This window comes from Alteromonas ulvae, from assembly GCF_048987005.1.
In the GTDB taxonomy this organism is placed as follows: Bacteria; Pseudomonadota; Gammaproteobacteria; order Enterobacterales; family Alteromonadaceae; genus Alteromonas.
The window spans coordinates 2,973,510-2,999,729 of record NZ_CP185261.1 but is presented as its reverse complement, the minus strand read 5'-3'; the positions used below and the strand labels follow the sequence as shown (position 1 = coordinate 2,999,729).

Annotated in this window: 20 protein-coding genes and 5 tRNA genes; 17 read left to right on the top strand and 8 right to left on the bottom strand. The window is 45.1% G+C overall.

What is annotated here, in order from left to right:
- Window positions 1-22: 22 nt before the first annotated feature.
- From pilW to der, 7 genes are all read left to right on the top strand, one after another.
- Window positions 23-1,261 carry a type IV pilus biogenesis/stability protein PilW gene (pilW, locus tag ACOJR9_RS13155; RefSeq protein WP_420936134.1) on the top strand — a complete coding sequence of 413 codons (1,239 nt, stop codon included), beginning with the start codon at window positions 23-25 and terminating at the stop codon, window positions 1,259-1,261.
- A 6-nt stretch (window positions 1,262-1,267) separates the two neighbouring features.
- Entirely contained in the window at window positions 1,268-2,317 is a 1,050-nt protein-coding gene (locus ACOJR9_RS13150; RefSeq protein WP_420933397.1) for a RodZ domain-containing protein, read from the top strand.
- 8 nt (window positions 2,318-2,325) lie between these two features.
- Window positions 2,326-3,444, top strand: a complete 1,119-nt coding sequence (gene ispG / locus ACOJR9_RS13145) for a flavodoxin-dependent (E)-4-hydroxy-3-methylbut-2-enyl-diphosphate synthase (protein WP_420933396.1) — start codon at window positions 2,326-2,328, stop codon at window positions 3,442-3,444.
- A gap of 77 nt (window positions 3,445-3,521) precedes the next feature.
- Complete coding sequence (gene hisS / locus ACOJR9_RS13140) at window positions 3,522-4,805, top strand: histidine--tRNA ligase (protein WP_420933395.1); 1,284 nt, start codon at window positions 3,522-3,524, stop codon at window positions 4,803-4,805.
- A 12-nt stretch (window positions 4,806-4,817) separates the two neighbouring features.
- Window positions 4,818-5,438, top strand: coding sequence for a YfgM family protein (locus tag ACOJR9_RS13135; RefSeq protein ID WP_420933394.1), 621 nt, complete (start codon window positions 4,818-4,820; stop codon window positions 5,436-5,438).
- Window positions 5,439-5,480: 42 nt separating this feature from the next.
- A complete protein-coding gene (gene bamB / locus ACOJR9_RS13130) occupies window positions 5,481-6,737 on the top strand; it encodes an outer membrane protein assembly factor BamB (protein WP_420936133.1) in 1,257 nt (418 codons plus the stop codon).
- 398 nt (window positions 6,738-7,135) lie between these two features.
- Window positions 7,136-8,581, top strand: coding sequence for a ribosome biogenesis GTPase Der (gene der, locus ACOJR9_RS13125; protein ID WP_420933393.1), 1,446 nt, complete (start codon window positions 7,136-7,138; stop codon window positions 8,579-8,581).
- A 153-nt stretch (window positions 8,582-8,734) separates the two neighbouring features.
- Here der and ACOJR9_RS13120 read toward each other — a convergent pair whose 3' ends face one another.
- Window positions 8,735-9,802: a hypothetical protein gene (locus tag ACOJR9_RS13120; protein ID WP_420933392.1), complete on the bottom strand. Its 1,068-nt coding sequence runs from the start codon at window positions 9,800-9,802 to the stop codon at window positions 8,735-8,737.
- 11 nt (window positions 9,803-9,813) lie between these two features.
- Window positions 9,814-11,166 carry an exodeoxyribonuclease VII large subunit gene (xseA, locus tag ACOJR9_RS13115; RefSeq protein ID WP_420933391.1) on the bottom strand — a complete coding sequence of 451 codons (1,353 nt, stop codon included), beginning with the start codon at window positions 11,164-11,166 and terminating at the stop codon, window positions 9,814-9,816.
- Window positions 11,167-11,266: 100 nt separating this feature from the next.
- Between xseA and guaB the strand changes: the two genes are divergently transcribed.
- The 4 genes from guaB to ACOJR9_RS13095 all read left to right on the top strand — a co-directional run bounded on the left by guaB (window position 11,267) and on the right by ACOJR9_RS13095 (window position 17,244).
- Window positions 11,267-12,736 (top strand): IMP dehydrogenase, encoded by a 1,470-nt coding sequence (gene guaB / locus ACOJR9_RS13110; RefSeq protein ID WP_420933390.1) that lies wholly within the window; start codon window positions 11,267-11,269, stop codon window positions 12,734-12,736.
- A gap of 178 nt (window positions 12,737-12,914) precedes the next feature.
- Window positions 12,915-14,492 carry a glutamine-hydrolyzing GMP synthase gene (gene guaA / locus ACOJR9_RS13105; RefSeq protein ID WP_420933389.1) on the top strand — a complete coding sequence of 526 codons (1,578 nt, stop codon included), beginning with the start codon at window positions 12,915-12,917 and terminating at the stop codon, window positions 14,490-14,492.
- 151 nt (window positions 14,493-14,643) lie between these two features.
- Window positions 14,644-16,266, top strand: coding sequence for a methyl-accepting chemotaxis protein (locus tag ACOJR9_RS13100; RefSeq protein WP_420933388.1), 1,623 nt, complete (start codon window positions 14,644-14,646; stop codon window positions 16,264-16,266).
- A gap of 78 nt (window positions 16,267-16,344) precedes the next feature.
- A complete protein-coding gene (locus ACOJR9_RS13095) occupies window positions 16,345-17,244 on the top strand; it encodes a histone deacetylase (protein ID WP_420933387.1) in 900 nt (299 codons plus the stop codon).
- A 57-nt stretch (window positions 17,245-17,301) separates the two neighbouring features.
- Here ACOJR9_RS13095 and ACOJR9_RS13090 read toward each other — a convergent pair whose 3' ends face one another.
- The 6 genes from ACOJR9_RS13090 to folD all read right to left on the bottom strand — a co-directional run bounded on the left by ACOJR9_RS13090 (window position 17,302) and on the right by folD (window position 23,511).
- A complete protein-coding gene (locus tag ACOJR9_RS13090) occupies window positions 17,302-18,312 on the bottom strand; it encodes a phospholipase A (protein WP_420933386.1) in 1,011 nt (336 codons plus the stop codon).
- 72 nt (window positions 18,313-18,384) lie between these two features.
- Window positions 18,385-19,233 (bottom strand): MBL fold metallo-hydrolase, encoded by an 849-nt coding sequence (locus ACOJR9_RS13085; protein ID WP_420933385.1) that lies wholly within the window; start codon window positions 19,231-19,233, stop codon window positions 18,385-18,387.
- Window positions 19,234-19,274: 41 nt separating this feature from the next.
- Window positions 19,275-21,032, bottom strand: coding sequence for a proline--tRNA ligase (locus ACOJR9_RS13080; RefSeq protein WP_420933384.1), 1,758 nt, complete (start codon window positions 21,030-21,032; stop codon window positions 19,275-19,277).
- A gap of 81 nt (window positions 21,033-21,113) precedes the next feature.
- Window positions 21,114-21,830, bottom strand: a complete 717-nt coding sequence (gene tsaA / locus ACOJR9_RS13075) for a tRNA (N6-threonylcarbamoyladenosine(37)-N6)-methyltransferase TrmO (RefSeq protein ID WP_420933383.1) — start codon at window positions 21,828-21,830, stop codon at window positions 21,114-21,116.
- A complete protein-coding gene (locus ACOJR9_RS13070) occupies window positions 21,827-22,477 on the bottom strand; it encodes a DUF1415 domain-containing protein (protein ID WP_420933382.1) in 651 nt (216 codons plus the stop codon). The genes tsaA and ACOJR9_RS13070 overlap by 4 nt, the downstream gene beginning before the upstream one ends.
- A 179-nt stretch (window positions 22,478-22,656) precedes the next feature.
- The gene (gene folD, locus ACOJR9_RS13065) at window positions 22,657-23,511 is read right to left on the bottom strand and encodes a bifunctional methylenetetrahydrofolate dehydrogenase/methenyltetrahydrofolate cyclohydrolase FolD (RefSeq protein WP_420933381.1); all 855 of its coding nucleotides are present in this window, start codon (window positions 23,509-23,511) and stop codon (window positions 22,657-22,659) included.
- A gap of 437 nt (window positions 23,512-23,948) precedes the next feature.
- Between folD and ACOJR9_RS13060 the strand changes: the two genes are divergently transcribed.
- The 6 genes from ACOJR9_RS13060 (at window position 23,949) to tig (ending at window position 26,200) form a co-directional block, all read left to right on the top strand.
- Window positions 23,949-24,025, top strand: a tRNA-Pro gene (locus ACOJR9_RS13060).
- A gap of 41 nt (window positions 24,026-24,066) precedes the next feature.
- Window positions 24,067-24,143 (top strand) — tRNA-Arg (locus ACOJR9_RS13055).
- An 89-nt stretch (window positions 24,144-24,232) separates the two neighbouring features.
- Window positions 24,233-24,308 (top strand) — tRNA-His (locus ACOJR9_RS13050).
- 7 nt (window positions 24,309-24,315) lie between these two features.
- Window positions 24,316-24,400: transfer RNA gene (locus tag ACOJR9_RS13045), tRNA-Leu, on the top strand.
- Between the two features lie 40 nt (window positions 24,401-24,440).
- Window positions 24,441-24,517, top strand: a tRNA-Pro gene (locus tag ACOJR9_RS13040).
- A gap of 378 nt (window positions 24,518-24,895) precedes the next feature.
- Complete coding sequence (gene tig / locus ACOJR9_RS13035; RefSeq protein ID WP_420933380.1) at window positions 24,896-26,200, top strand: trigger factor; 1,305 nt, start codon at window positions 24,896-24,898, stop codon at window positions 26,198-26,200.
- Window positions 26,201-26,220 lie beyond the last annotated feature (20 nt).

Genomic DNA, 26,220 nt, shown 5'->3' with positions numbered 1-26,220 from the left:
GCAAAGAGGATTAAAAAGCTGCATGCGCGCCGCGTTAATGGGCGCATCGCTGCTTATAGTGGGGTGTGTTAGCAGTAGCCAAACAGGCATTAACAGCGCAGATTTTGATCCTGAAGAGGCCGCACGAACGCGAATGTCTTTGGGTCTTACTTATCTGAAAAATAATAATTACACTCAGGCTAAGCGCAATCTCGATAAAGCCATAGAATTTGACCCTCGCTCGGCAGATGTGCAATATGCAATGGCCTATTATTACCAACTTGTAGGTGAAAATCAGCGTGCTGAGGAATATTACATGACCGCGCTGGATATCGAACCTAACAACGGCGATATTGCGAATAGCTTTGGCGCTTTCAAGTGTCAGAACAGTCAATATGATGAAGCGAAAACCTATTTTCTGCGCGCTATCGATAACCGCACGTATTCAAATGCTGCCCAAACCTACGAAAACTTAGCGCTTTGTGCTCAATCTCAAAATAATATCCTCGATGCAATCGCGTATTTTGAAAACGCCCTAAAACATCAGCCTGCTCGGGCCAAAACATTGTTTTTGCTGTCAGAACTCTACGTAGCTACAGAGCAGTGGTCGAAGGCAGAAACAACGCTTCGTCGTTATGAGCGTGTAGCCAAAGTATCACCTGATTCGTTATGGCTTGCATTTGAAATCGCAAAGGGACAAAAAGATGATGCCGCTGCAAAGGGCTATGGCGATATGTTAGTGTCTCTGTTTCCCAATAGTACGTTAGCTAAACGCTATTTGGCAGAACGGTCAAACCTACAAGCTAAGGTAATTAAAACGGTCAAGACAGTGGTGAAAGAGTCAGTCAGTGGGTTCGGTGTCGATGGAAGCCAAGGCGAATCTACATTAAGACCAGTAACAAAACAAACTGTCTTGGTGGTGAGAAACAATGAACAAATGGCTCAAGCATCAGCAGGTGAGTCGGAATCTAAATTAAAGCCAGAGCAAGGTCCAAAAGCAATGGCTGAATCAGCCGAACCGGAGATAGGCGTCAGTGAGGTAAAAGAGGGAAGCTGGTCTATGCGGGATGCTGAAAATCAAAATGTAGTTGCAGCGTCGGATTTATCCGACCAAACGAGTCAATTCCATGTAGTAAAAGAGGCGGAAAACTTATATCGTATTTCGTTGTTGTACAATATCAGGATGGCTACGCTGCAAAAGTGGAATAACCTAGACAATACTGGCGCTATAATTGCTGGTCAGAAGCTTTGGTTAGTACCACCGAGTATGCAGGAGGAATAGAGGGTAATGGTGTCAGAAGAAAACGCGAGTCAAGAAGTTACATCGCAGCAAAAAATAAGCACGCCAAGTCCTGGGACCTTATTGAAAGAGCGCAGAGAAGCGTTGGGTCTCTCACAACAAGAAGTTGCCAGTAAACTTTTTTTAAAAGCGCTTCAAATCAATGATTTAGAAAATGACGTCATTGACAAAAATTCATCAGTAACCTTTACGAAAGGATACGTTCGAAATTATGCGAAGCAATTAGGACTGCCTTCAGATGACGTAATTGAAGCATTTGAACGCTTTCATAATCAATCTGAAGTGCCTTCATCTGACAAGCTTCAAAGTTTTTCAAAGCGTGTAGCAAAACAGACACATGACGATCGCTGGATGATGGTGACATACATTATCCTGCTCGTTATTATTGGTGGTGTTGTGTTGTGGTGGTATCAGCAGCCAGGTGACGACACAGCGGCAGATGCATCGCTTATTCAGTCAGTAAAGGACGACGTCATGGCAACGGCACGGTCGCCGGAGTCTGGAGACTTAGTCTATGACGATGAAGTGTCTACGGGTTCGTTATTAGGCGGGTCTACATCAGGCGGATCGGCATCAACGTTGGACAGTGATTTAACGCGCACTGCTCAAGAGTCTAGTAAACTGACTCCGCCAGCGTTATCAGAGCCCTCCACTAACCTTATAGTTCGCGACGGTCAAGAAGGCGGTCCAATTTCAGCGCCGCCTTCTGAAATTAACGACAGCAATAATCTCACGGCGCTTGTCAGCAGCATGACAGAAGAGGAAGACGCCGATTTAAGTTTAAATGAGGCCGCCGCGCCTATATCAATGACCTTTACGTTTAGTGAAGATTGTTGGGTAAATATTGAGGATGCCACCGGAGAGATTATCGCCACTGGCGTAAAGCAACAGGGACGAGTTATGGACATTCAAGGTATTCCTCCTGTTGCAGTTACACTAGGCGCACCAGATAATGTGCGCATATTAGTTAATGGCGAGCTAGCAGATATCACATCGTTTCAAAACGGAAAGATAGCTCGCTTCACGCTTCCTTTATAGGTATTTAGATGTTTGCAGATAGCCCTATTAAACGCAGAAAGTCCACACGTATTAATGTGGGTAATGTTCCTATAGGTGATGGCGCTCCCATTGCTGTCCAATCCATGACCAATACGCTCACTACCGATGTTGCTGCAACTGTTGCGCAGATAAATAGAATAGTCGCTGTAGGCGGTGATATTGTGCGTGTTTCCGTGCCAACTATGGATGCAGCCGAAGCGTTTAAAGAAATTAAGCGCCAAGTGAGCGTGCCCTTGGTGGCAGATATTCATTTTGATTATCGCATTGCTTTAAAAGTTGCCGAGTATGGCGTGGATTGTCTGCGTATTAATCCCGGTAATATAGGTAACATGGAGCGTGTACGCTCTGTAGTAGATTGCGCTAAAGACAACAATATCCCTATTCGAATTGGGGTTAACGGCGGCTCGTTAGAAAAAGATTTACAAGAAAAGTACGGTGAGCCTACGCCAGAAGCGCTGGTTGAATCTGCCATGCGTCACGTGGACATTCTCGACAAACTTAATTTTGATCAATTTAAGATTAGCGTGAAAGCATCGGATGTGTTTTTGGCCGTCGGTGCCTATCGACTGTTGGCGCAAAAAATCGATCAGCCATTGCACCTGGGTATTACAGAAGCCGGCGGACAGCGTGCAGGCGCGGTCAAAAGCGCCGTAGGGCTTGGAATGTTGCTCGCCGAAGGCATTGGTGACACCATACGCGTCTCTTTGGCTGCCGACCCTGTAGAAGAGATAAAAGTAGGTTTCGATATTCTTAAGTCTTTGCGTATTCGCTCTCGCGGTATCAACTTTATTGCGTGTCCTAGCTGCTCTCGCCAAGAATTCGATGTAATTGGAACCGTGAATGCGCTAGAGGAACGTCTTGAAGATATCTTAACGCCTATGGACGTCTCTATTATCGGCTGCGTTGTTAATGGTCCCGGAGAAGCGGAAGTGTCAGATTTAGGGCTTACCGGCGCTCGCAACATGAGTGGTTTGTACGAAGATGGCAAGCGCGTAAAAGAGCGTTTAGCCAACGACGACTTAGTTGATAAACTTGAAGCCAAAATTCGCGCGAAAGCAATGCGTATGAGCGAAAAAAACAAAATTCAAGTATCGGTAAAAGACTAAGCCTGCAACGTTGTTGTTTGTTCCCAAAGCCCCTATAATGCGGGGCTTTTCACTATTTAGCAGTATGAGAATTCCAAGTGGCTAAGACTATTCAGGCAATACGAGGCATGAATGACTGCCTACCGGAGATTTCCGGTACATGGCAAAAAGTAGAATCTGTACTACGACAGGTTGTGGCGAATTACGGTTACCAAGAAATACGCACGCCCATTGTCGAGAGTACCGACCTTTTTAAGCGCTCTATCGGTGAAGTCACTGATATCGTTGAAAAAGAGATGTATACGTTCGAAGACAGAAATGGCGATAGCTTAACGCTGCGTCCTGAAGGTACTGCCAGCTGTGTAAGAGCCGGAAATGAACATGGACTGTTATATAACCAACAGCAGCGTTTGTGGTACATGGGGCCCATGTTTCGCCATGAACGTCCACAAAAAGGTCGTTACCGTCAGTTTCACCAGTTTGGTGTAGAAACATACGGAATTGATGGGCCCGATATTGACCTAGAAGTTATTTTACTTAGTGCTCGCTTTTGGAAGGCATTTGGTATTGAAAAGCACGTTACACTGCAAATTAATACCTTGGGCTCTAATGAAGCCCGCGCCGCGTATCGCGATACGCTTGTAGAATTTCTAAAGGCCAGAGCAGATAAGCTTGATGAAGATTCACTTCGTAGGTTGGAAACCAACCCACTTCGTGTTCTAGATAGTAAGAACCCAGACGTTCAAGCTGCCATCTCAGATGCTCCTTCTCTTATCGATCACTTAGACGAAGAATCGAAAGCGCACTTTGAAACTCTTTGCGCACGATTAACCGAAGTTGGCATTGCTTATGAAGTGAATCCGCGGTTAGTTCGAGGCTTGGATTACTACAATCGAACGGTGTTTGAGTGGGTGACTGATAGCTTAGGTGCGCAAGGAACTATTTGCGCTGGTGGCCGCTACGACGGTTTGGTAGAGCAACTTGGCGGTAAGGCCACACCGGCGGTTGGTTTTGCAATGGGCATCGAACGTTTAGTGTTGTTGATAACCACGCTGACCGATGAAGGCCAAGACGACAGCTTTGCTGATGTGTATGTAACCGCCATGGGCGATGATGCCCAATCTTATGCCGTGGAAGTAGCAGAGCACTTGAGAAATCAATTGCCTGACACACGTATTATGATGCATTGTGGCGGCGGAAACTTTAAAAAACAATTAAAGCGCGCGGATAAAACCGGTGCTCGTCTAGCGCTACTTTTAGGTTCGGACGAAATGCAATCACGCAAAGTTGGCGTTAAGCCTCTTCGCGATGGTCAAGAGCAAGTTACAGTGAGTTTTGAAAGCCTGTCGAATACGGTTTTGGAACTGCTGAGCGAAAAATAAGAAGAGGACATCATGGAACAGTTCGCAACAGAAGAACAACAAGTTGAGGCGATTAAGCGTTTTTGGAAAGAGCATGGTACTGCCATAATTGTAGGTGCTGCCTTAGGCTTAGGCGGCCTTTTTGGCTGGCGCCAATATTCAGATATGCAAATTGAAAGCAAAGAAGCGGCTTCCGTTGCTTATCAAACGGCAGTAGAAACCTTCGCTGAAGAGGGGAGTGGTGCCAGTTTAAAATCCTTTATCGAAGAAAATAAAGATACCGGTTACGCCAGTATTGCAAACTTGCTGGCGGCTAAAAAAGCCGCTGATTTAGGCGACTTAGATTCAGCGGCCTCTCACTTAAACGAAGTGATAACGTTTGCAGAAAATGCGCAAATGAAGGAACTAGCGTCGCTACGATTAGCCCGTGTGCAAATTGAAATGAACCAGCTTGATGCTGCGTTGTCTACGCTTGGCACAGTATCAAACGACGCGTTTTCTGCAGAGTTATCCGAACTTAAAGGTGATATATATCAGCAACAAGATAAGTTCGACGATGCGCGTTTAGCATATTCGAGTGCATTAGAAAAAAATGCCAACAACCCACTGTTGCAAATGAAACTTGATAATCTAGCTGTTGCGGCAGCTCAGTAAGCTTGGGTCGAAAGGCTGATAAAAATGAAAGAGGTACGCAATTTGTTTCACAATACCTGTAGCCATAAGGGTCGATTTATCCGCACCATTTCAATGGCGTTGGCGGTTTCAATTACTTTGTCCGGCTGTTCAACTATTTCTGACTGGTTTGCCGATGAAGAAGAGCTTGAAATTCGCCGCTTAAAGCCCATCGATGCTAAGTTTTCTCCAGTGGTTGAGTGGGAGCGAGATATCGGTGATGGTGTTAATCATTACTTTTCACGCCTTAAGCCGGTATACGCGTACGACAAACTATATGCTGCTGACCGCCACGGCAATGTAGTTGCTATGGAGCCTGCAACAGGCAATGTAATTTGGGAAAAGAACTTTGCAACGTTTCGCTCAGAGGGCATGTTGAGTTCTGTAAGCAATTTGTGGAGTAGTGGTGAAAGTGCCCGTATTGGCGGTATTTTTGCTGCTGATAGACACCTTTTTATTGGTACAGAAAACGGCTATGTTGCTGCACTTGACGCTGAAAGTGGCGATCTGGTGTGGGATGCTACCGTTCCAGGCGAAGTATTAGCAGCCCCTGCAGCCGATGACGGCATTTTGGTAGTGAATACCGGCGCTGGCAGCTTATTCGGCTTTAATACGCGAACCGGTGAGCAGCTTTGGCGTCATGAAGGTGATACACCTCCGTTAACATTACGCGGCATTTCTGGGCCTATAGCTTCAAATGGCGGTGTTATTGTTGGTGCATCAACGGGCAAGCTTCAGGTTAATCTCATCGATACTGGTGTTTTAGCATGGGAGACGGTGATATCCACGCCATCAGGTGCAACTGAATTAGAGCGCATTGTTGATATAGATGCTACTCCTGTACTGTATGGGGGAACTATTTATACGGTCTCCTACAATGGCACATTGGCAGCCGTTGAGCTGCGTTCAGGTCGTGTTATCTGGAAGCGCGAATACGCTTCATTTCGCAACCTTAATATTGATGGTAACCAGATTTTTGTTGTCGACAACGCGTCTAACGTTTATGCCTTAGACAGACGAAATGGTGTAGAGCTGTGGTCGCAGGGTACGCTTAAGCAGCGCTCGTTGACGGCAGTAACGCCTGTGGGCGAATATGTGGTTGTGGGTGATAAATGGGGCTTTCTGCACTGGATTGTAAAAGAAAGCGGTGAGATTGTTGCTCGCGTAGATGTTGGCGGTGACGATGAGGATGACTCTATTTATGCTGCACCTATCGTTGTTGAAGACGCCATTATTGCCGTTACTCGCAACGGTGTGGTGGCTTCGGTCAAGGTACTCTAAACAGGGGACCTTGAAACGGTCTCCTAAAGAAAGTACCTCAAAAGTTTAGTAAATAGAGTAACTTAAAAAGGCTTCCTAAGAGGAGCAGTTTACCAGACAATTCACTCTCTAGAAGCGCCGTTACAACGGCGTTTTTTTATGACTTTTTATTGTCAGTTTTCACCTCCGTTTTTTTATTTTCTACCATGCACAATCGCAACTTCCCAAAATATCTCATCATCATTCATACACGATGAATCCGAATTGGTATTAACCTTCTTAAAGGGTATAATGCACCCATTCCAAAACCGCAAGTTGTGAACGAGCCATTGGTGCTATTATTGAAGGTACTGATTACTTCGTCGTCAAACGCTTGCGGTTTATGCTTTTTAGCTTTCATGACCTCTAGGATCTGATAAATGTTACCCGTTGTTGCTCTGGTTGGCCGTCCCAATGTCGGAAAATCGACCTTATTTAATCGTCTTACAAATACTCGCGATGCATTAGTCGCCGACTTTCCTGGCCTGACACGAGACCGAAAGTATGGCCAAGCCAAATTCGAGAGACGTCAATTCATTGTGGTTGATACGGGAGGGATTACCGGTGATGAAGAAGGTATCGACGCTGAAATGGCTCAGCAGTCTCTTCTTGCCATTGAAGAAGCCGACGTGGTTATGTTTTTGGTTGATGCAAGAGCAGGTTTGTTGCCAGCAGATCTTGGTATAGCCAACCATCTCCGCCGTATCAACAAAAAAGTTTATATTGTTGCTAATAAAGTTGATGGTATTGACGGCGACAGTGAAAGTGCTGAATTTTACAAGCTAGGCCTTGGTGAGGTTAAGCAAATTGCTGCCGCTCACGGTCGAGGCGTGAGTCAATTGCTTCAAGACAGCTTAGCACCCCTTGAAGCTGATTTTCCAGATATGGAAATTGTGGATGAGATAGAGCCTGAAGAAGAAGAGGATGCAGAAGCACAGCGTCAACGACTTCAAGACTTACCCATCAAGCTTGCCATCGTAGGAAAACCGAATGTCGGAAAGTCTACGCTTACCAATCGCATTTTAGGCGAAGAGCGGGTGGTGGTTTTTGATCAGCCGGGTACCACCCGTGACAGTATTTATATTCCAATGGAGCGGGACGAGCGTGAATATATTCTCATCGATACCGCAGGCGTAAGAAAACGCAAGAAAATTAACGAAGCAGTAGAAAAGTTCTCTATTGTTAAAACCCTTCAATCCATTGAAGAAGCGAACGTAATTCTACTAGTTATTGATGCTCGCGAGGGGATCACCGATCAGGATTTGAGCTTGCTTGGGTTCGTTTTGAATTCCGGTCGCTCTTTGGTGTTGGCGGTCAATAAATGGGATGGTTTGAGTAGTGATGTGAAAGACGAAATAAAGCGTGAAATGGATAGACGCTTAGGTTTTGTCGATTTTGCACGCATTCACTTTATTTCAGCCCTTCACGGTTCGGGTGTGGGCAACTTGTTTGAATCTGTCCAGGAAGCGTACTCAAGCGCGACTAAACGCATTAACACATCAATACTCACTAAGATTATGGAAATGGCGCAAGATGACCATCAGCCACCGCTTGTTCGTGGCAGAAGAGTTAAAATGAAGTATGCCCATGCGGGAGGGTATAATCCTCCTGTTATCGTTATTCACGGTAATCAGGTAGACGACCTACCAAACTCATATAAGCGCTTCTTAATGAACTATTTTAGAAAGGCGCTTGAGATTATGGGAACGCCCATCAAGATTGAGTTTAGAGAAGGGGCCAACCCGTTTGAAGGTAAGAAGAATAATTTAACGCTAGCGCAGCAGCGTAAACGCCGTCGCATGATGTCTTTCTACAAAGACAAATAGTACGAGTATAGTAATAAAAAGCCGACGATTGGGGGGACTTCAGATTGCCCTTTTGAACTCGTCGGTTTTTTTGTTTTATAGTCCATTTTTACCGCTTTTTTCCTCTAGCGTTCTCAATAATAATTTTTCACAGCAGCTTTTTATAACAGCTTCTTATAACAGCTCTCGAACCCGCTTCATTAACAACGATTCTTTTGGCACCTCAACACGCTGTATTAGCTCATCCACTAATGGATCTGAGAAATCGGTAGGGAAAGTTGTGGCTATCTTTATGATTTTGTCATGCTTTCTAAATACGTAGGTAGATGCATATAGTGTGGGGGCTTTCTCAGACTCAGCCGTAATGCCAAGTCTCCACCCATCGGCAATACCTTTTACTTGATAAGGCGCTGCCGGGCTAGAAAGGGTAAGAGTAAGCTGTTGTGCTTGTGCTACCGCGCTCGCTTTAGCCAGGTCGGTATCGAGTTGCTCGTTTAACAGCGTGCGGTCATCTTTCGTTATCTTGTGGGTAAACGGGTAAACGATGATATCGACTAGGGCATCTTCATAAGCGGGATGAGTATATCGAGTAATAGCACCACTAAACGGATCGGCAAAAAGCTGTGTGTCTAGCTTAGTGAATTGGCCAAATGAATTGGGTACTGCCAAGTCTTGTTCATAATTACTTGCATCTAACGCGCGATACAGGAACTCTGCGGTAAAAATGCCTTCGTGCACTGCATGGTCTCTCCACTGTTTAATGAGCGTTTCGGCATACTCGAATTTTTTATGTTCCCTCGCTTCCCCACTTCCAGCCTTTTCCTTTGTACTTGTTTTAACAATATGGGAGTTAATTTCCATACCCCGCCACTGCAGCGTCATTTCAGCAAATTGAGTGGACATTTTTCCCACATTAGCTATCAACAGTTCATAGTCATTATTCTCCGTATAAGGCTGCAGTGAAGTAATATATGATGTTGCTTTCAGTGCAGAGACAAAATCGTCGGGAGTAATACTATCTTCTTCGCAGCGACTCTCTGGCTCGTTGCATTGTGCATCGAGTTCAGAGGACGGGTAGGTAGAAAATACAGAGACTGGCACAGATACGCTATTTGCTGCTGATTTGGCCACGACGGCGTGTGCTAATGGTAAACAGGCCCCAAACGACACTAGCGCTACATTTATAACTTTAACAAGAGACAGGTAAGCTGTGCGAGAGGCGAAGCTAAAAAAGGTCGGCATGATTGGCTCAGTTATTCCTTTAACGTTTTGGTTACTGTACTGGTTATTTCCCCGTCCGTCACTCGGGTTATTATCGTATCGCCATTATTTACCGCCTCTACACTAGTGACAGCGGCATTGTCAGCAAGGGTAATACTATAACCCCTTGCCAGTGTAGACAGAGGACTTACCGATTGAAGTAATGACGCTGCCGATGCAAGCTGGTGCTTTTTGAGGCTAAGCAGTGCGGTCATGCTGTTACGTAATCTGGTTTTCATATAGGCCAAATTACCTTTTGATTGCTCAAGACGTTGTGCGGGGTTTTGCCTATTAAGTCGACTAGTTAGCGACTGAAGTCTTTTATCTGCTACCGATATGTCTCGCTGCATTTTATGAAGTAACTGTAACTGCAGACGGTCTAATGACTGCCATTGGTGCTGTATTTTACTCTGTGGGTGTAAGGTTTGTAATCGCTGGCGCTGAATGGTCAGCTTTTGTTTGTTGCTCAAGAGCTTTTGCACAATTGCCCGCTGCAACCGCTGGCGCACTTGCGCCAGACTGTGCACAATGTCGTTCGAATCTTGGCTTAAAAGCTCAGCTGCAGCAGAAGGAGTAGGAGCACGTAAGTCGGCTACAAAATCAGAAATAGTAAAATCCACTTCGTGGCCAACAGCACTCACAACAGGTAACTGACTGGCCGACACTTCTCGCGCTAATGCCTCGTTGTTAAAGCACCACAAGTCCTCTAATGAACCTCCGCCTCGGGTTAAAAGCAAAACGTCTACTTCATTTCTTTCATTGGCTTTTTTAAGGGCTTGAATAATCTGAGCTGGCGCAGTTTCTCCCTGTACCATCGAGGGATACACAACAACCTGTGTTTGTGGGCTTCGACGTTTTAATACGCTGAGCACATCGTGCAGGGCAGCACCGCTTGGGGAGGTGATCACGCCAATACGGTTAATAAAAGCGGGTAAGCTTCGTTTGATTGCAGCATCAAATAGACCTTCGTTGTTGAGTTTTAGCTTCAACGCTTCAAATGCCTGTTTTAGCGCGCCTTCTCCGTCACTTTCCATATGTTCAACCACAAGCTGATAGTCGCCCCGTGCTTCATAAAGTCCTACAGAAGCCCTGACTAATATTTTGTCACCCTCTTTAGGTCGCTGCCTAACTGAACGATTAGCGCCCTTAAACATGGCGGCGCGCACTTGTGCTTTATTGTCTTTCAACGTGAAATACCAATGCCCCGATGCCGCGCAGACAAAATTGGAAATTTCAGCGGACAGCCAAATTAGGCCAATTTCGCCCTCAAGTACGGTTCGAGCTAACCGATTTAGCTTGGTGACTGTTAAAATTTGTCGAGATGTTGATGGCGAATTTGTAAACATAAAAAAAATCACTGGGTTTAATACAAATAGAGTTTACCTTAAAACCAAAAAACACTACAATCACGCCGCAATTAACCCTCAACTGAATAGGTGTTGTTGCATGCTACGTATCATCCAAGAAGCCCTTACTTTTGACGATGTGTTGCTAGTTCCTGGCCACTCAACCGTCCTCCCTCATACTGCTAACTTACAAACGCGTCTTACACGCGGTGTAACCATGAATATCCCTATGGTATCAGCCGCTATGGATACGGTGTCTGAAGCGCCGCTGGCCATTGCTTTGGCTCAAGAAGGCGGTATTGGTTTTATTCACAAAAATATGACGCCTGAAGAGCAAGCAAAGCACGTACTTGAGGTGAAGAAGTATGAAAGTGGCGTTGTATCTGACCCTGTTACCGTCACAAAAGACGCCACTATAGGCGACGTCATCGCGCTATCGAAGAGCAAAGGCTACTCGGGTTTCCCCGTGACAGATGCAGAAAACAACCTAATTGGAATTGTAACAGGTCGTGATCTTCGCTTCGAAAAGCGTCTAGAGCTTCCAATCAGCAATGTGATGACGGGCAAAGATGACCTAGTTACCGTTAAAGAGGGCGCTAGCTCTGACGTGGTTCTTGACTTGATGCATGAGCATCGCATCGAGAAAATTCTTGTTGTGGACGACGCATTCAAACTTACCGGCCTCATTACGGTAAAAGATTTCCAAAAAGCAGAAAACAAACCCAATGCCTGTAAAGACTCACTAGGTAGATTGCGTGTGGGTGCAGCTGTCAGTGTTGGCCCAGGTACTGACGAACGCATTAAACTATTAGTAGATGCTGGTGTTGACGTATTGTTAATTGATACTTCACATGGTCACTCCCAAGGCGTTATCGACCGTGTGAAGAAAGTACGACAGGATTACCCCGATATACAAATTATTGCTGGTAACGTAGCCACTCGCGACGGTGCGAAAGCACTAGCGGAGGCGGGTGTAGATGCAGTGAAAGTAGGTATCGGCCCAGGCTCAATCTGTACAACCCGAATTGTAACCGGATGTGGTATGCCACAAATTACCGCAGTTGCCGATGCGGTAGAAGCGCTTGAAGGTACTGGTATTCCGGTGATCGCTGATGGCGGCATTCGTTACTCAGGTGATATCGCCAAAGCATTAGCCGCAGGTGCAAGCTGCGTTATGGTAGGCAGCATGTTGGCCGGAACGGAAGAAGCTCCGGGAGAAGTAGAGCTTTTCCAAGGCCGTTATTACAAATCTTACCGCGGTATGGGGTCGTTAGGCGCAATGAACCAAAGCCATGGTTCATCAGACCGTTATTTCCAAGAATCCAATAACGCAGAGAAATTAGTACCAGAAGGTATTGAGGGTCGCGTTGCGTATAAAGGACCGATTGCCAATATTATTCATCAGCAAATGGGCGGCCTTCGCTCTGCAATGGGCTTGACGGGCTGCGCGACGATTGAAGAGCTTAACACCAAAGCGCAATTTGTGCGTGTAACATCGGCAGGCATGGGGGAAAGTCACGTTCACGATGTAAGCATTACTAAAGAAGCGCCAAACTATCGCTTAGGTTAAGGCGAGATATCGTTCAGCGTGGGCATAGTGTGTAACACAACCACGCTGTAAACCCATCCATGGTAGCTTGGCCTCGGCATCCGTGCCTCGGACAGGTTGTTTACAAACACTTTGCCCACGCTTTAAAACGCCATACAGCGCAATGTGGCTTAGTGGTTGAAAAGAAAAAAGGCTTTTTATGAGTTCAGACATACACGCTCAACGAATACTTATTTTGGATTTTGGTTCGCAATATACACAGCTAATAGCACGCCGCGTTCGTGAGATAGGGGTTTACTGTGAATTATGGGCTTGGGATGTAACCGAAGAGCAAATTCGCGCATTTAATCCTCAAGGGATCATATTGTCAGGCGGTCCAGAATCGGTAACCGAAGAAGGTTCTCCGCGAGCACCTGACTATGTGTTCGATGCCGGCGTACCGGTGTTGGGGATTTGCTACGGTATGCAAACCATGGCACATCAGCTTGGCGGCGGCGTACTTGGTTCAGATAAGCGTGAATTTGGTTATGCTCAAGTAGAGGTAATTAAACCAAGCCCATTACTTGATAAAATTGAAGATGCCATTGGCGACAACGGAGCCGCTCGCCTTGATGTATGGATGAGCCACGGCGACAAGGTCTCGGCTATCCCCGCTGGTTTTGAGACCATCGCCCAGACTGCGTCGTGCCCTCATGCCGCTATGTATAACGAAGAAAAGCAGTTCTACGGTGTACAGTTTCACCCAGAAGTTACCCACACTCGTCAAGGCATGCGGTTATTAACGCATTTTGTTATGGATGTGTGTAAGTGCGAAAAACTGTGGACGGCGGGCGCCATAATCGAAGATGCTATTGAGCGCATCAAACAAAAAGTGGGCGATGATGAGGTAATACTCGGCCTTTCAGGCGGTGTAGATTCATCGGTTACTGCCATGTTGTTGCATCGCGCTATTGGTACAAACCTCACTTGCGTTTTTGTAGACAATGGGCTATTGCGCTTGAACGAAGCTGACCAAGTGATGGAAATGTTTGGCGACCACTTTGGGTTAAATATTATCCGCATAGATGCAGAAGAACGCTTCTTGGCGCGCTTAGAAGGTATTGAAGATCCAGAGCTTAAACGCAAAGCTATTGGTAACGAGTTTGTTCGTGTTTTTGATGAAGAAGCCGGCAAGCTTGCGAATGCAAAATGGTTAGCACAGGGCACTATCTATCCTGATGTGATTGAATCTGCTGGCTCAGCCACAGGTAAAGCGCATGTTATTAAATCTCACCATAACGTTGGCGGTTTGCCTGATGATATGGAGTTAGGCCTTGTTGAGCCTCTGCGTGAGCTATTTAAAGATGAAGTACGTAAGATTGGTTTAGAGCTTGGTTTGCCGTACGACATGCTTTACCGCCACCCGTTCCCAGGGCCTGGTTTAGGTGTTCGTGTATTAGGCGAGATAAAGAAAGAGTATTGTGACCTATTACGTCGTGCCGATGCCATCTTTATTGAAGAGCTATACGCGGCTGACTTGTACCAAAAAGTAAGTCAGGCATTCACCGTATTCTTACCGGTACGCTCTGTTGGCGTTATGGGTGATGCGCGTAAATACGATTGGGTTGTAAGCTTACGAGCTGTTGAGACAATCGACTTTATGACGGCGCATTGGGCACACCTACCGTATGACTTCTTAGGTAAAGTGTCTAACCGCATTATCAATGAAGTAGATGGTATCTCTCGAGTGGTATACGACATCTCAGGTAAACCGCCTGCTACTATTGAGTGGGAATAGCAAAAAGCTAAATCGGTTGTTTAAACGACCGTGCAGCATTTAGTGTTAGGAAAGAGCCTCAATGGCTCTTTTTTCGTTTCTGCACTGTCACTCAACTGTCATAAAAATATCATTTAATGAGGCCGTCAATTGTTTAGTTAAAGGTCCTATCGTGTTCAAGTACACTAGCATAAGCCGTTTGGTGATCACTCCCGTTCTTGCCAGTTTCTTTCTCCTTGTTTTACTCAACGGTGCATCAATTTTAAAGTCATTCACATTACTGAACGCTTTTGACGATCTTGAAAACACCCTTGTTCAAACTGAGCGAGATGTTAACGATGTGCTAAGTACTTTTAAGACTCAGGTGCAAGAGTGGAAAAATGTGCTTCTTCGAGGCTATAACAAAGCGGATAGAGAAAAGTATTGGGAGCGGTTTAAGCAACGTGAAGATGAAATTCAAAAAAAATTTAGTGTCATGCTTCAAAACGATGTAATAAGTCATGAAGCGAAAGCAGAGATTCGGCAGTTTCTAAAATCTCACGACGTAATGGCAACAAAATACCGCGAAGGATACGATGCTTTTGTCAATTCAGGCTTCGATCCTAAAGTCGGTGATAGCTATGTAAAAGGCATCGATAGAGAACCCGCGAAACTGTTAGGCAGTGTTGCTGATAACATAGCATCACAGTCGGCTAGCGCCATAGAGGAGCTTAAACAAAATGCACGTAATATGTTGTGGCTAATTCTGCTTGCGGCCATCGGGTTGTCCATATTGTCGTTAAGCTATGTTATCGCAAGGCTACGTTCACAGGTAATAAAGCCTACTAAAGAGGTTGCTAAATGTATCTCAAACCTCGCGAAAAGCGATTACGATTACCCCCTTAACTATTCCAGCGATCACGAATTGGGAGTATTGGCGAATTCAGCAAGAGCCTTACAGCAGAAGCTTAACGTATCGGTAGGACAGTTAAAAGATGCGGAAAGGGAAATGAGTGGCGCGTTTACTTCGCTTACAAGAGTGAGTGACCTTATTATGGAAGGCGCTAATGAGCAAAGAGACACATCTCGTTCATTGGACACCAGCACTGATAAATTAAGGCGCATTGTGCAAAACTTAGTAGCAATCACTGATCAGGTAGCAGTGGCTACCAACAATTCAGAGCAAAATGTGGCCAGTTGTTACACCACATTTGAAAAGGCCAACGTTGGATTCAAGCAACTTGCGCAAACCGTTACCGCATCAAGTAACATTGTTACTGAGCTTCAATCTCGCAGTACTAATATTTTAAAAGTAGTGAATGTGATTAATGAAATAGCAGACCAAACTAATTTGTTAGCTCTTAATGCAGCTATTGAAGCCGCGCGGGCCGGAGAGCATGGTAGAGGTTTTGCTGTGGTTGCTGATGAGGTAAGAGCGTTAGCGGCTAAAACGCAACAGTCGACAAAAGAGATTAACGACATCCTAAGCAGTTTTGAGTCAGAGGCAAAGAGTGCGGTTTCTGCTATGAATTCTGGTAAACAGCTATCCGATACCAATGCCGCGGAGGCGATGTCGGCCCTTGAGCGATTAAACACGGTTGTGAGGGACATTCAGGAGACGGCAAGTGTTGTGGTGGCCCTTAATCAAGCCGCTGATGAGCAAGAAACTGTGTTGGGGCAAGTTGAGTCTATTATTGGTAGAGTGGTGTCTTCTGCTGAGCGCTACCACGAACTCGCCCAGCGTGATGATATGTCTCGCTCTATGAAAAATATGTCATACAACGTTGAAAAGGTGGTGAACAGTTTGACCCGCTAAGCCTGCTTTGACAGTATTCATTGAGGAAGCATTGGCTTCCTCTTACACTAATGCTGTTTATAAGGTTGTTGCGATTTCATGATACCCCTAGTATTCCATCCCATCTATAGCCAACTCTCATTGCCAGACCGGCATCGGTTTCCAATTGAGAAGTATGTGGGGATTAGAGATGAGCTAGTTGCACGTGGAATTTGCTTATCCCGCTTTACCATTCCAACGCCAGTCAATGATGAAGCGTTAACGCGTTTTTACTCACCTGAATATGTAGAGCAACTCACCACAGGTACCCTTGATAAAAAGGCAATGCGGCGAATTGGATTTCCTTGGTCTGAGCAACTCATAGCGCGCACGCGCATTGCAGTTGCCGGAACAATCCAAACGGCTAATCTCGCCATAGAGACCGGCAAAGCCTTGAATTTGACCGGCGGTTATCATCACGCCTTCGCCGATTTTGGCTCGGGCTTTTGTTTGTTTAACGATTTGTATTTAGCGGCGAAAGCGATGCAGTCTCATGCTGGCATCGACAACGTACTTATTATCGATTTAGATGTGCACCAAGGCGACGGCACCGCCAAGCTTGCCGAAAATGATGATGATATCTTTACGTTATCTCTTCATGGTGAAAAAAACTTCCCCCACAGAAAGCAGGTATCCAATATTGATATCGGCCTACCTAAAGGGGCCGAGGACGATGAATATCTAACCACGTTGGAGCAGGCTATAACCCTCGCTTTTCGCCAATTCCAGCCCGACGCTATTATCTACGATGCAGGTGTAGACGTGCACATTAACGATGATTTAGGGCTATTAAATATTTCAACGCAGGGCGTGTATAACAGAGATAAAACGATTTTCGACTTAGCAGCGCGGGAAGGGCTTCCAATCGCTGCGGTCATAGGCGGCGGATATCAACGTGACATTGCGGCGCTGGTGGATGTGCATATCCAACTGTATCGCGCCGCAGGTGTTATCAAATAGTTTCTCCCTCTGCGCACAGATAGCTAACAATATTGCTTAACAAGGGGCCAACGGGGGTTATAAAAATTTGAGTTGAAAACCGATACCGATGCGTTCCTGCGAGCGATTGTAGTCTATAAGCGAGTCGCCATAGCCATTGAAATATTGGACCAACAATTCATAGCGCTCTGTTATTGGATAGGTCACATCGAGTTGAAAACTCCCTCTGTTGTCATCTGGATCCAAATTATTCCTGATTAACGCCAGCATTTCGAACGCGCCTACTCTGCGGCCATACCCAAACTCAAAGCGACCATAAAAGTCTTCGATGTCAGGGTTGTCGTCACCGCTGGGATCGAGAGGGTCCTCTTTTTCGTCTTCGGGTACCCGATACCACGTTTTTAAGTAATATATATCCTCATCATCGCTAAAAACGATAGACGCAAATATGCGATTCCAACTGCGGGAGAGAAGTCCACTTTGGCCATTCGACATATGGTTGAACCCTACTTGAAACGCATTGAACTTATAGCCTAATACTGAATAGTCGCCAGTTTTTTGCCAAAAGACCTCGGGTTCATAGTTGGTTTCGCGAAATGGCTTCGATACTTCGCTGTTATACACTTGCCAAAATGAGGTGAGGGTAAAACCAAAATAAAGCCCATCAAAACCGGTATCCTCTAAATATAGGGGGAGTTTCATACTGAGTTGAAATTTAGCTTCCTTGTGGTCGACGTTTTCTTCTGTTAAATCCTGATTACCATCGGGGTTAGGGTTTTTTATGTGGGTAAAGGGAAGCAGATAGTTTTGACGATGCTGTGTAAAAGCAAACACATTATCAAGGGCTTCTTTATCTGCCTCTAATCGTTGGTCGAGAGCACTTTGTGTGGTGGTATCCCGTTTAATAATATCGATCACTTCAATACCTTCTTCAATAGCCGAAGATAAATCAGATTCGTCGTCATCTCTAGCGACATCAGATGCTGATTGTTCGTCACTATTGACTGATTCTTGCGCAAACGCAAGGGGAAACGCAGCTAGTAAAATGTACGTAAATGTAATTAACAAAAACAAAGGCTTCAAATTCACCTTTCACTCTCCGTGTTGTGTTTTAATTCCAGTGTCAGCACTCTAACCTAAGGAGTTAAACTATATTAAAAATTAACGCTTGTTAAAGTCCAGTGTTTGACCTTCAGACGAAGCAAATATGTTCAGCGGGGATTCAGCAGCAACAACGAAGTCGTTACAGTGTGCAACTATAAAATCTATGTCGTCATCAGTACGCTCAGGATCGTGGCTGTATAAAGCAAGCTGTTTAACATTACTTGCCATAGCAAGTTTCACTGCTTCTTCAGCAACAGAGTGACCCCAGCCATTTTTAGCCGGCATATCTGAGCCCATGTATTGAGCGTCGTGTATCAATAGATCTGCATTGCTAGCAAAGACTGCAAATGTTTGAAAATCTGTTTCTTTTTTATAGGGAGGATAAAGCTCGTTGTCAGTAATGTAAGCTATTTTGCATCCATCGGCTTCAATGCAATAGGCGCTTCCCCTGCCGGGGTGATTCATTGGTATACGCTTTATATTCGCACTACCAACAGTAAAATTTTCTTGCTCTGCTGGTAGCTGATGAATGTTTATTTTAGCGTGCAAAGCACACCGAGGAACTGGAAACAACGAGCCTTCCATTTGGCGAAGTATTTGGTCTGGCTCATCGAGGTTCGTCTGGCCCGGAAAGATATTTATTTCTCTGTCTCTTTGATATATCGGCGTGAAAAAGGGAAAACCCTGAATATGGTCCCAATGATTGTGGCTAAGTAGAATATTAATAGGTGATGTTTTTTGAATGAGTTGAGGGCTCAGTAAGCGAATACCCGTGCCTGAATCGAGGACGATATCGGTACCATCCTCAAGCTCAATGTGCACGCAAGCCGTGTTGCCGCCATAGCGAACAAACGCGGCTCCTGGAGTCGGAACTGAACCTCTCACGCCATAAAATGTTAACCGCATACACCGACCCCATCCTTTACATGTTTGGGCTACGCCAAAAGTTAGAGCGCGGCTATAAAATCTTTAGCGGCACTGAGATCTAATAACTGTTTATCGCCAGTTCTTCTATTCTTGTATTCAACTTGTTGATTATCCAAATTTCTTTCGCCGATAACAATACTATGAGGTATACCAATTAATTCCATGTCATTAAACATGACACCTGGCCGCTCTTTTCTATCATCAAAAAGTACATCTACACCAAGGGCTAAGAGTTCTTGATAAAGGGCTTCCGCCGTTTCCTTTATGCGATGAGATTTGTGCATGTTCATGGGAATAACCGCTACCTTAAAAGGTGCGATAGCGTCAGGCCATTTTATACCGAATTTGTCATGGTTTTGCTCTATAGCAGCGGCAACAATACGAGATACACCAATACCATAGCAGCCCATTGTCAGAGTTTGATGTTTGCCGGTTTCACTTAACACACCGCAGTTCATTGCTTCAGAGTACTTTCTGCCAAGCTGGAAAATGTGACCAACCTCGATACCCCGTTTAATATCGAGTGTGCCCTTACCATCAGGCGATATATCGCCAGCTACCACGTTACGAATATCCACCGCATTGACCTCGTCGGTCCAGTTTACGTTAGTAGCTAGAGTGTTCTCGTGACCAGCCCCGCAGGTAAAATCTGCCAGCGCTGCCGCGGCAAAATCAACATAGGCAGGGATATCAAGATTGGTCACGTCTGCAAAAAATGGTGATACCCCTAATACCTGAGTTGCTTTGTCGGCGGATGCCTGAACTAATGGTACTGCAACGTTTGCTATCTTTTCAGCCTTTACATCGTTTAATGTATGGTCTGCGCGCAAAACAAGCGCTATCCACGCATCATCGTGAGCGTTACCAGCCTTGCTGTCACTTGTTTCAACTGAGTCATTAACGCTGAAAGCGTTATCTACACTACTTGCCGCTTTTACCACAACAACTTTTACTGCATTACTCGCTGTGGCACTCGCACTTTGTAGAATCTCTTCAAGAGAGGTGCCTTTTACCTCCTGTTGTTGTTGTGCTGCGCCAGAGGGGTGTGCCTTCTGTGGCGCAACAGCGGGTGCCATTTCTACATTGGCCGCATAATTACTCTGATTAGAGAAGGCAATGGCGTCTTCACCTGAGTCTGCCAATACATGAAACTCATGGGAATGGTTACCACCAATTGAGCCTGAGTCGGCAATCACAGCCCGAAAATCCAACCCCAAACGAGTAAAAATATTGCTGTAGGCATCGTGCATTTTTTGGTAAGTAGCTTCTAAGCAAGCATCTTCTAAGTGAAAACTATAGGCGTCTTTCATCAAAAACTCGCGGCCTCGCATGATGCCAAAGCGAGGGCGAACTTCATCGCGAAACTTAGTTTGAATTTGATACAGATTTAGCGGTAGTTGCTTATAACTGCTAACTTCATTGCGTACGAGGGCAGTAATCACTTCCTCGTGGGTGGGGCCTAATACGAAATCTCGCTGATGACGGTCTTTAACACGCAGTAGTTCAGGGCCGTACTCTTCCCAGCGACCAGACTCCTCCCAGAGGTCGGCAGGTTGAACAACAGGCATTAGCATTTCAATGGCACCGGCCTTATTCATTTCTTCACGAACAACATTCGCTACTTTGTTGAGAACGCGAAGGCCCGAAGGAAGCCAATTATACAACCCCGACGCTAGCTTTCTGATCATACCAGCTCTTAGCATTAGCTGGTGGCTGATAACCTCTGCATCTGCAGGTGTTTCTTTTTGCGTGGCGAGCAAATATTGACTAGTGCGCATGTAAAACCGTTTTCCTGTAAATAAATATTAATCTTATCTATTCTAATTAAGTACGAGGCATTACGCTACATACTGAGTGTTTTATATTGTATTTATCTGTGTCACGACAATAATGCCATCCGTTACCACGAATTCTATGTCCCGATCGTAAAGCGCCACCTTATAGGTTTTATCATCACTATCTGTGTTTTGCTTATAGGCGGGGCGAGGATCTTGGGCTAGAACTTCGCGCACTATGAGTTCAAAATCGCTGTGATGAGCACAGGCTTTCGCAAGTTGTGTTTCTATCGTTTCACAAAATTTTACCGGTCGCTGCGGTATTGGGCGCATTTGGTGAAGGCTATCGGTGGCGTTTTGAATACTGTCGGCATAGGGTAGGTAAGGTTTTATATCAATAATGGGGGTGCCGTCTACCAAGTCTACGCCTTCAACGACTAATCTTGTTTTGTTATCAATCGTATGAATACCGTTATTTTTCACTACCGACATACCGATAGAATTGGGCCTATGGGTACTTCGCGTTGCAAATACCCCCATAGTGGCATTGCCGCCCAAACGAGGTGCTTTTACCGTATGCTTCCAGCCTCGTTCCATGGTTTGGTTGAATATAAATAGTAGCCAAAGATGGCTGAAACCGTCGATGCCTTTAAGCATATTGATGTCGTCAAAACCATTGTTGAAGGAAATAATGCCTTTCGCTGCACTTAGGTTGGCTTGCCGAGGTATAGCAAATTTTTGTTTAAATGGCGTTGCTATGGTAGCGATTGCGTTGATGCGGAATTCATCTTTTATTGTCATATCGTTGAGTCTTTGTTGTTCTTTGCTTTTTTGATGGACGCCAACGTTGTTTCAAAGTAAGGACAGCCAAGCTCTTTGGCTTTTGCAATATTGTGGGTATAGATCTTTTGCGCATCTTCTTCGTTTTTCATATAGCGAGTAATGTCGCTCTCGCGAATTATGTGTAATAGCGGGTAAGGCGAACGGTTAGTATAATTCTCAGAGTCATCAATGCTGTTGCCCTCGAAAACATACTTTGGATGAAAGCTAGCGAGCTGATAACGCTCTGAAAAGCCCCAGTCGTGAAGCATGGCTTCCGCAATGGCCAACACATCCAAGTATTCACTAAAGTCTGCGAAAGACGTATCTGAAAGGATCATTAGGGTTGTTGCAATATTGTCAGCATTATCTAAGCGCTTCAATTCCTCAAAAAGTGCTTCTAATACATCTCCGGTATTACCTGCAATGACACAGCAATAAATTTGATTAGGCGTTCTTACGAAGGACGCGAATGGGCAAAAGTTATGGTGAATAACAATATCATCAACCCACTGCATAGTGGCCTCTATGTAGTGTGCGTGGTTGCCGTTAGATTGCTCGTTAGCGGAGCTCTCATCATTAGAGTGCTTTGTCGCTTGTTTAGCGCCCGAAGATTCAACTGGTTTCATCAAATATCACTGTTCGCTAATATGTGCCTCAAGTGTAAAGAAGCAATCAAGTTTGTAAGAGTGTGCTGTAAGAAAACACCCAGCTATAAGCTAGGCCATTCTATGAAGCGCTACGTTAAGGCATTTCTTAAAAGCATCGCATAGGTCGTATGCGATGCGAAACTTGCGCAGTAGTGCTGCTAAGAATGATACTTTACGTAAGCTTCCAGTGTGTTTTCAATAAGACTTGCGACCGTCATCGGGCCAACACCTCCAGGAACAGGGGTTATCCAACCGGCACGTTCTTTGGCTTGCTCAAATTCCACATCACCAATCAACGAGCCATCGCTTAAACGATTAATGCCCACATCAATGACAATAGCCCCGGGCTTTATCCAGCTACCGGGAATGAAATTAGGCTTACCCACGGCAACGACAAGCAGGTCAGCCCGTTGAACGTGGCTCTTTAGGTCTTGCGTGAACTTATGGCAAGTGGTCGCTGTACAACCTGCTAGCAATAATTCAAGGCTCATTGGGCGACCAACAATGTTTGACGCACCAACGATTACCGCGTCTAAGCCTTTCACTGGGCGTTTCGTTGATTCAATCATCGTCATTATGCCTTTGGGGGTGCATGGACGAAGCGCCGGAATTCGCTGTGCTAGACGACCTATATTATAAGGATGAAATCCGTCAACGTCTTTATGAGGATGGATGCGCTCCAACACGCGCTCTGCGTTTAGCCCTGCCGGCAAGGGTAGCTGTACCAATATGCCATCAATCTCTTTATCGTTGTTTAAATCGTCGATTACATTGAGCAACGTGTCCTCTGTAGTATCTGCGGGTAGATCAAAAGATCGTGAGATGAATCCAACTTCTTCACAGGCTTTGCGCTTATTCGAGACATAGACTTGTGATGCCGCATCGCTTCCTACCAGCACTACAGCGAGCCCTGGTTGGCGTTTTTTTGCCTGAATTAGCGAAGCTACATAAGAGGCAACATGTTGGCGAACGTGTTTGGCAATTAATTTGCCGTCGATAAGGTGAGCAGTCATAGACACAAATTCAAAGAGTAATTAATGAGTGGTACTTATTGTTTCACAAAACCAATATGTGAAACCAGCCTAATATAAAGGTAAAACCGAGCTTTTGACTAAAGACGTATGCTTATGGCGATTACTTACATTTTTACTTAATCGCTTATTTTAGACGAACGCGTCCTCAGTGAAACTTAAATAACTTATTTCTCAATTTGGCTTCCTTTAAGTACGAGCTATTCACTCTTGAGTATGGTTACACTGTAAGCTAACGCCAAATGCTTTAAATTTCGATTAAAAAGCATACAGGTTGTATAAAAAAACACAATAATGCACGCTTTGTGAGCGGTTGTTTTTTTTATTTAAAAAAGTGTTTGACGAGGTGGGGGCAAGTCAGTAATATTCGCACCCCGTAAAGGCACAGAGGCAAAACGCTTCTAAAGCCATTACGCAGGCGGTGAGTGGCGCAGCTTGGTAGCGCACTTGTTTTGGGTACAAGGGGTCGCAGGTTCAAATCCTGTCTCACCGACCATTCCTTTACAGACACGTTTGTAAAGAAAAAAGATTCGTCGAGCGCCCGTAGCTCAGCTGGATAGAGCAACGGCCTTCTAAGCCGTGGGTCGCAGGTTCGAATCCTGCCGGGCGCGCCATGCGGGTCAGGTAGGTCCTGACTTCAAGGGAAGAATCTTTCGTTTACATGTTTATCAATTCGCATGTAAACTGTATATACACCTCAGTGGTGGGCGTAGCTCAGTTGGTAGAGCCCCGGATTGTGATTCCGGTTGTCGTGGGTTCAAGTCCCATCGTCCACCCCACTTTTTCGCGGGAGTGGTGGAATTGGTAGACACGCTGGATTTAGGTTCCAGTGCTTCACGGCGTGAGAGTTCAAGTCTCTCCTTCCGCACCATACTTCAGGCTTTTATAAAGCTTTTCAGTACTACTATTGTCGGTGAGTGGCGCAGCTTGGTAGCGCACTTGTTTTGGGTACAAGGGGTCGCAGGTTCAAATCCTGTCTCACCGACCACTTTTTTGTCTTTTCCTTCAGTGCATTTTAATCGCCTTATTTACAGTCTTCTATAGCGCCGAAAACCGTCAATATTTCTGGCTTTCTGCACGTTTATCGTACAAAACCGTATTAAAAGCTTGTTTTTGGCCCTCGACTCTGAAAGAGTGCGGCTGTATACTACCGCGTCTTTTTTTAACCAATACGTTTATTTCAAGTTGCGTTTATTACGCTTGAGTACCGATTTATGTATAAATTAATTGGTATTTGAATATTGGCAACTTTGAACTCATAAACAATTTTTAACGACCTCTTCCCCGAGTGATGTGCTTATTTAGCATGACGGGAGAGGGGATTGAAAACAAAACGCCTGAAAAGGCGTATAGTTGAGGTAATATAATGCAAGTTTCAGTCGAGACGACCCAGGGTTTAGAACGCCGTCTTACTATCACCGTTCCTGCGAACACGGTTGATACAGCAGTTAAGTCACGTCTACAGCAGTTGGCGAAAACGCAACGCATCAATGGCTTTCGTCCTGGCAAAGTTCCAGTAAGCGTAATCAAAAAACGTTTCGGCCAAGCAGTTCGTCAAGAAGTTTCTGGCGAAGTCATGCAGCAAAATTTTTATCAAGCAGTGATTCAAGAAAAAATTCAACCTGCTGGTATGCCGAAGTTCGATTTAACTACAGACGAAGATGGTAAAGATTTAGAGTTTACAGCGTCTTTCGAAGTTTACCCTGAAGTTGAAGTTAAAGGTGTAAGCGATATCGAAATCGAGAAGCCAGTAGTAGAAATTACTGACGAAGATTTAGATAACATGATGGAAACCCTTCAGAAGCAGCACGCAACTTGGAAAGAAGTTAAGCGTAAAGCGAAGAAAGACGACAAAGTAATTATCGACTTTGTTGGCTCTATTGATGGCGAAGAGTTCGAAGGCGGTAAAGCTGAAGACTTCGCGTTAGAGCTTGGTAAAGACCGCATGATCCCTGGTTTCGAAAAGCCATTAGTTGGAGCAAAAGCGGGTGAGGAAGTGACTATTGAAGTCACTTTCCCTGAAGATTACCACGCTGAAAACCTGAAAGGTAAAGACGCTGTATTTAAAACTACCGTCAAAAAGGTTGAAGGTTTAGATCTTCCTAAAGTTGACGAAGAGTTTGCAAAACTATTCGGTGTTGAAGAAGGCGGTGTTGACGCGCTTAAAGCAGAAGTTCGCAAGAACATGCAGCGTGAACTAAACCAAACGCTTAAAACGCAAGTTAAAGAAGATGTTATTGCTAAGCTTGTAGAAGCGAACGAAATTGACATCCCTCAAGCGCTTATTGATCAAGAAGTAAATGCACTTCGCGAACAAGCTAAACAACGCTTTAGCCAGCAAGGCGGTGGTCAAAATCTTCCAGACCTTCCTGCTGAATTATTTACAGACAATGCAAAACGTCGTGTTTCGATTGGCCTACTCTTAGGTGAAGTGATTAAGCAAAATGAGCTTAAAGCTGATGAAGGACGCGTAAAAGAGATGATCGAAACTGCGGCGTCAGCGTATGAAGACCCAAGTGAAGTTGTAGAGTACTACAACAATAATCAAGAGCTGATGCAGCAAATGCAAAATGTTGCCCTAGAAGAACAGGCCGTAGAGTGGGTTCTTGAGCAAGCTAAAGTTACTGAAGTAACAAAGGCTTTTGACGAGGTAATGAACAAACAGGCGTAATTTTTTACTGTCTGATTGAC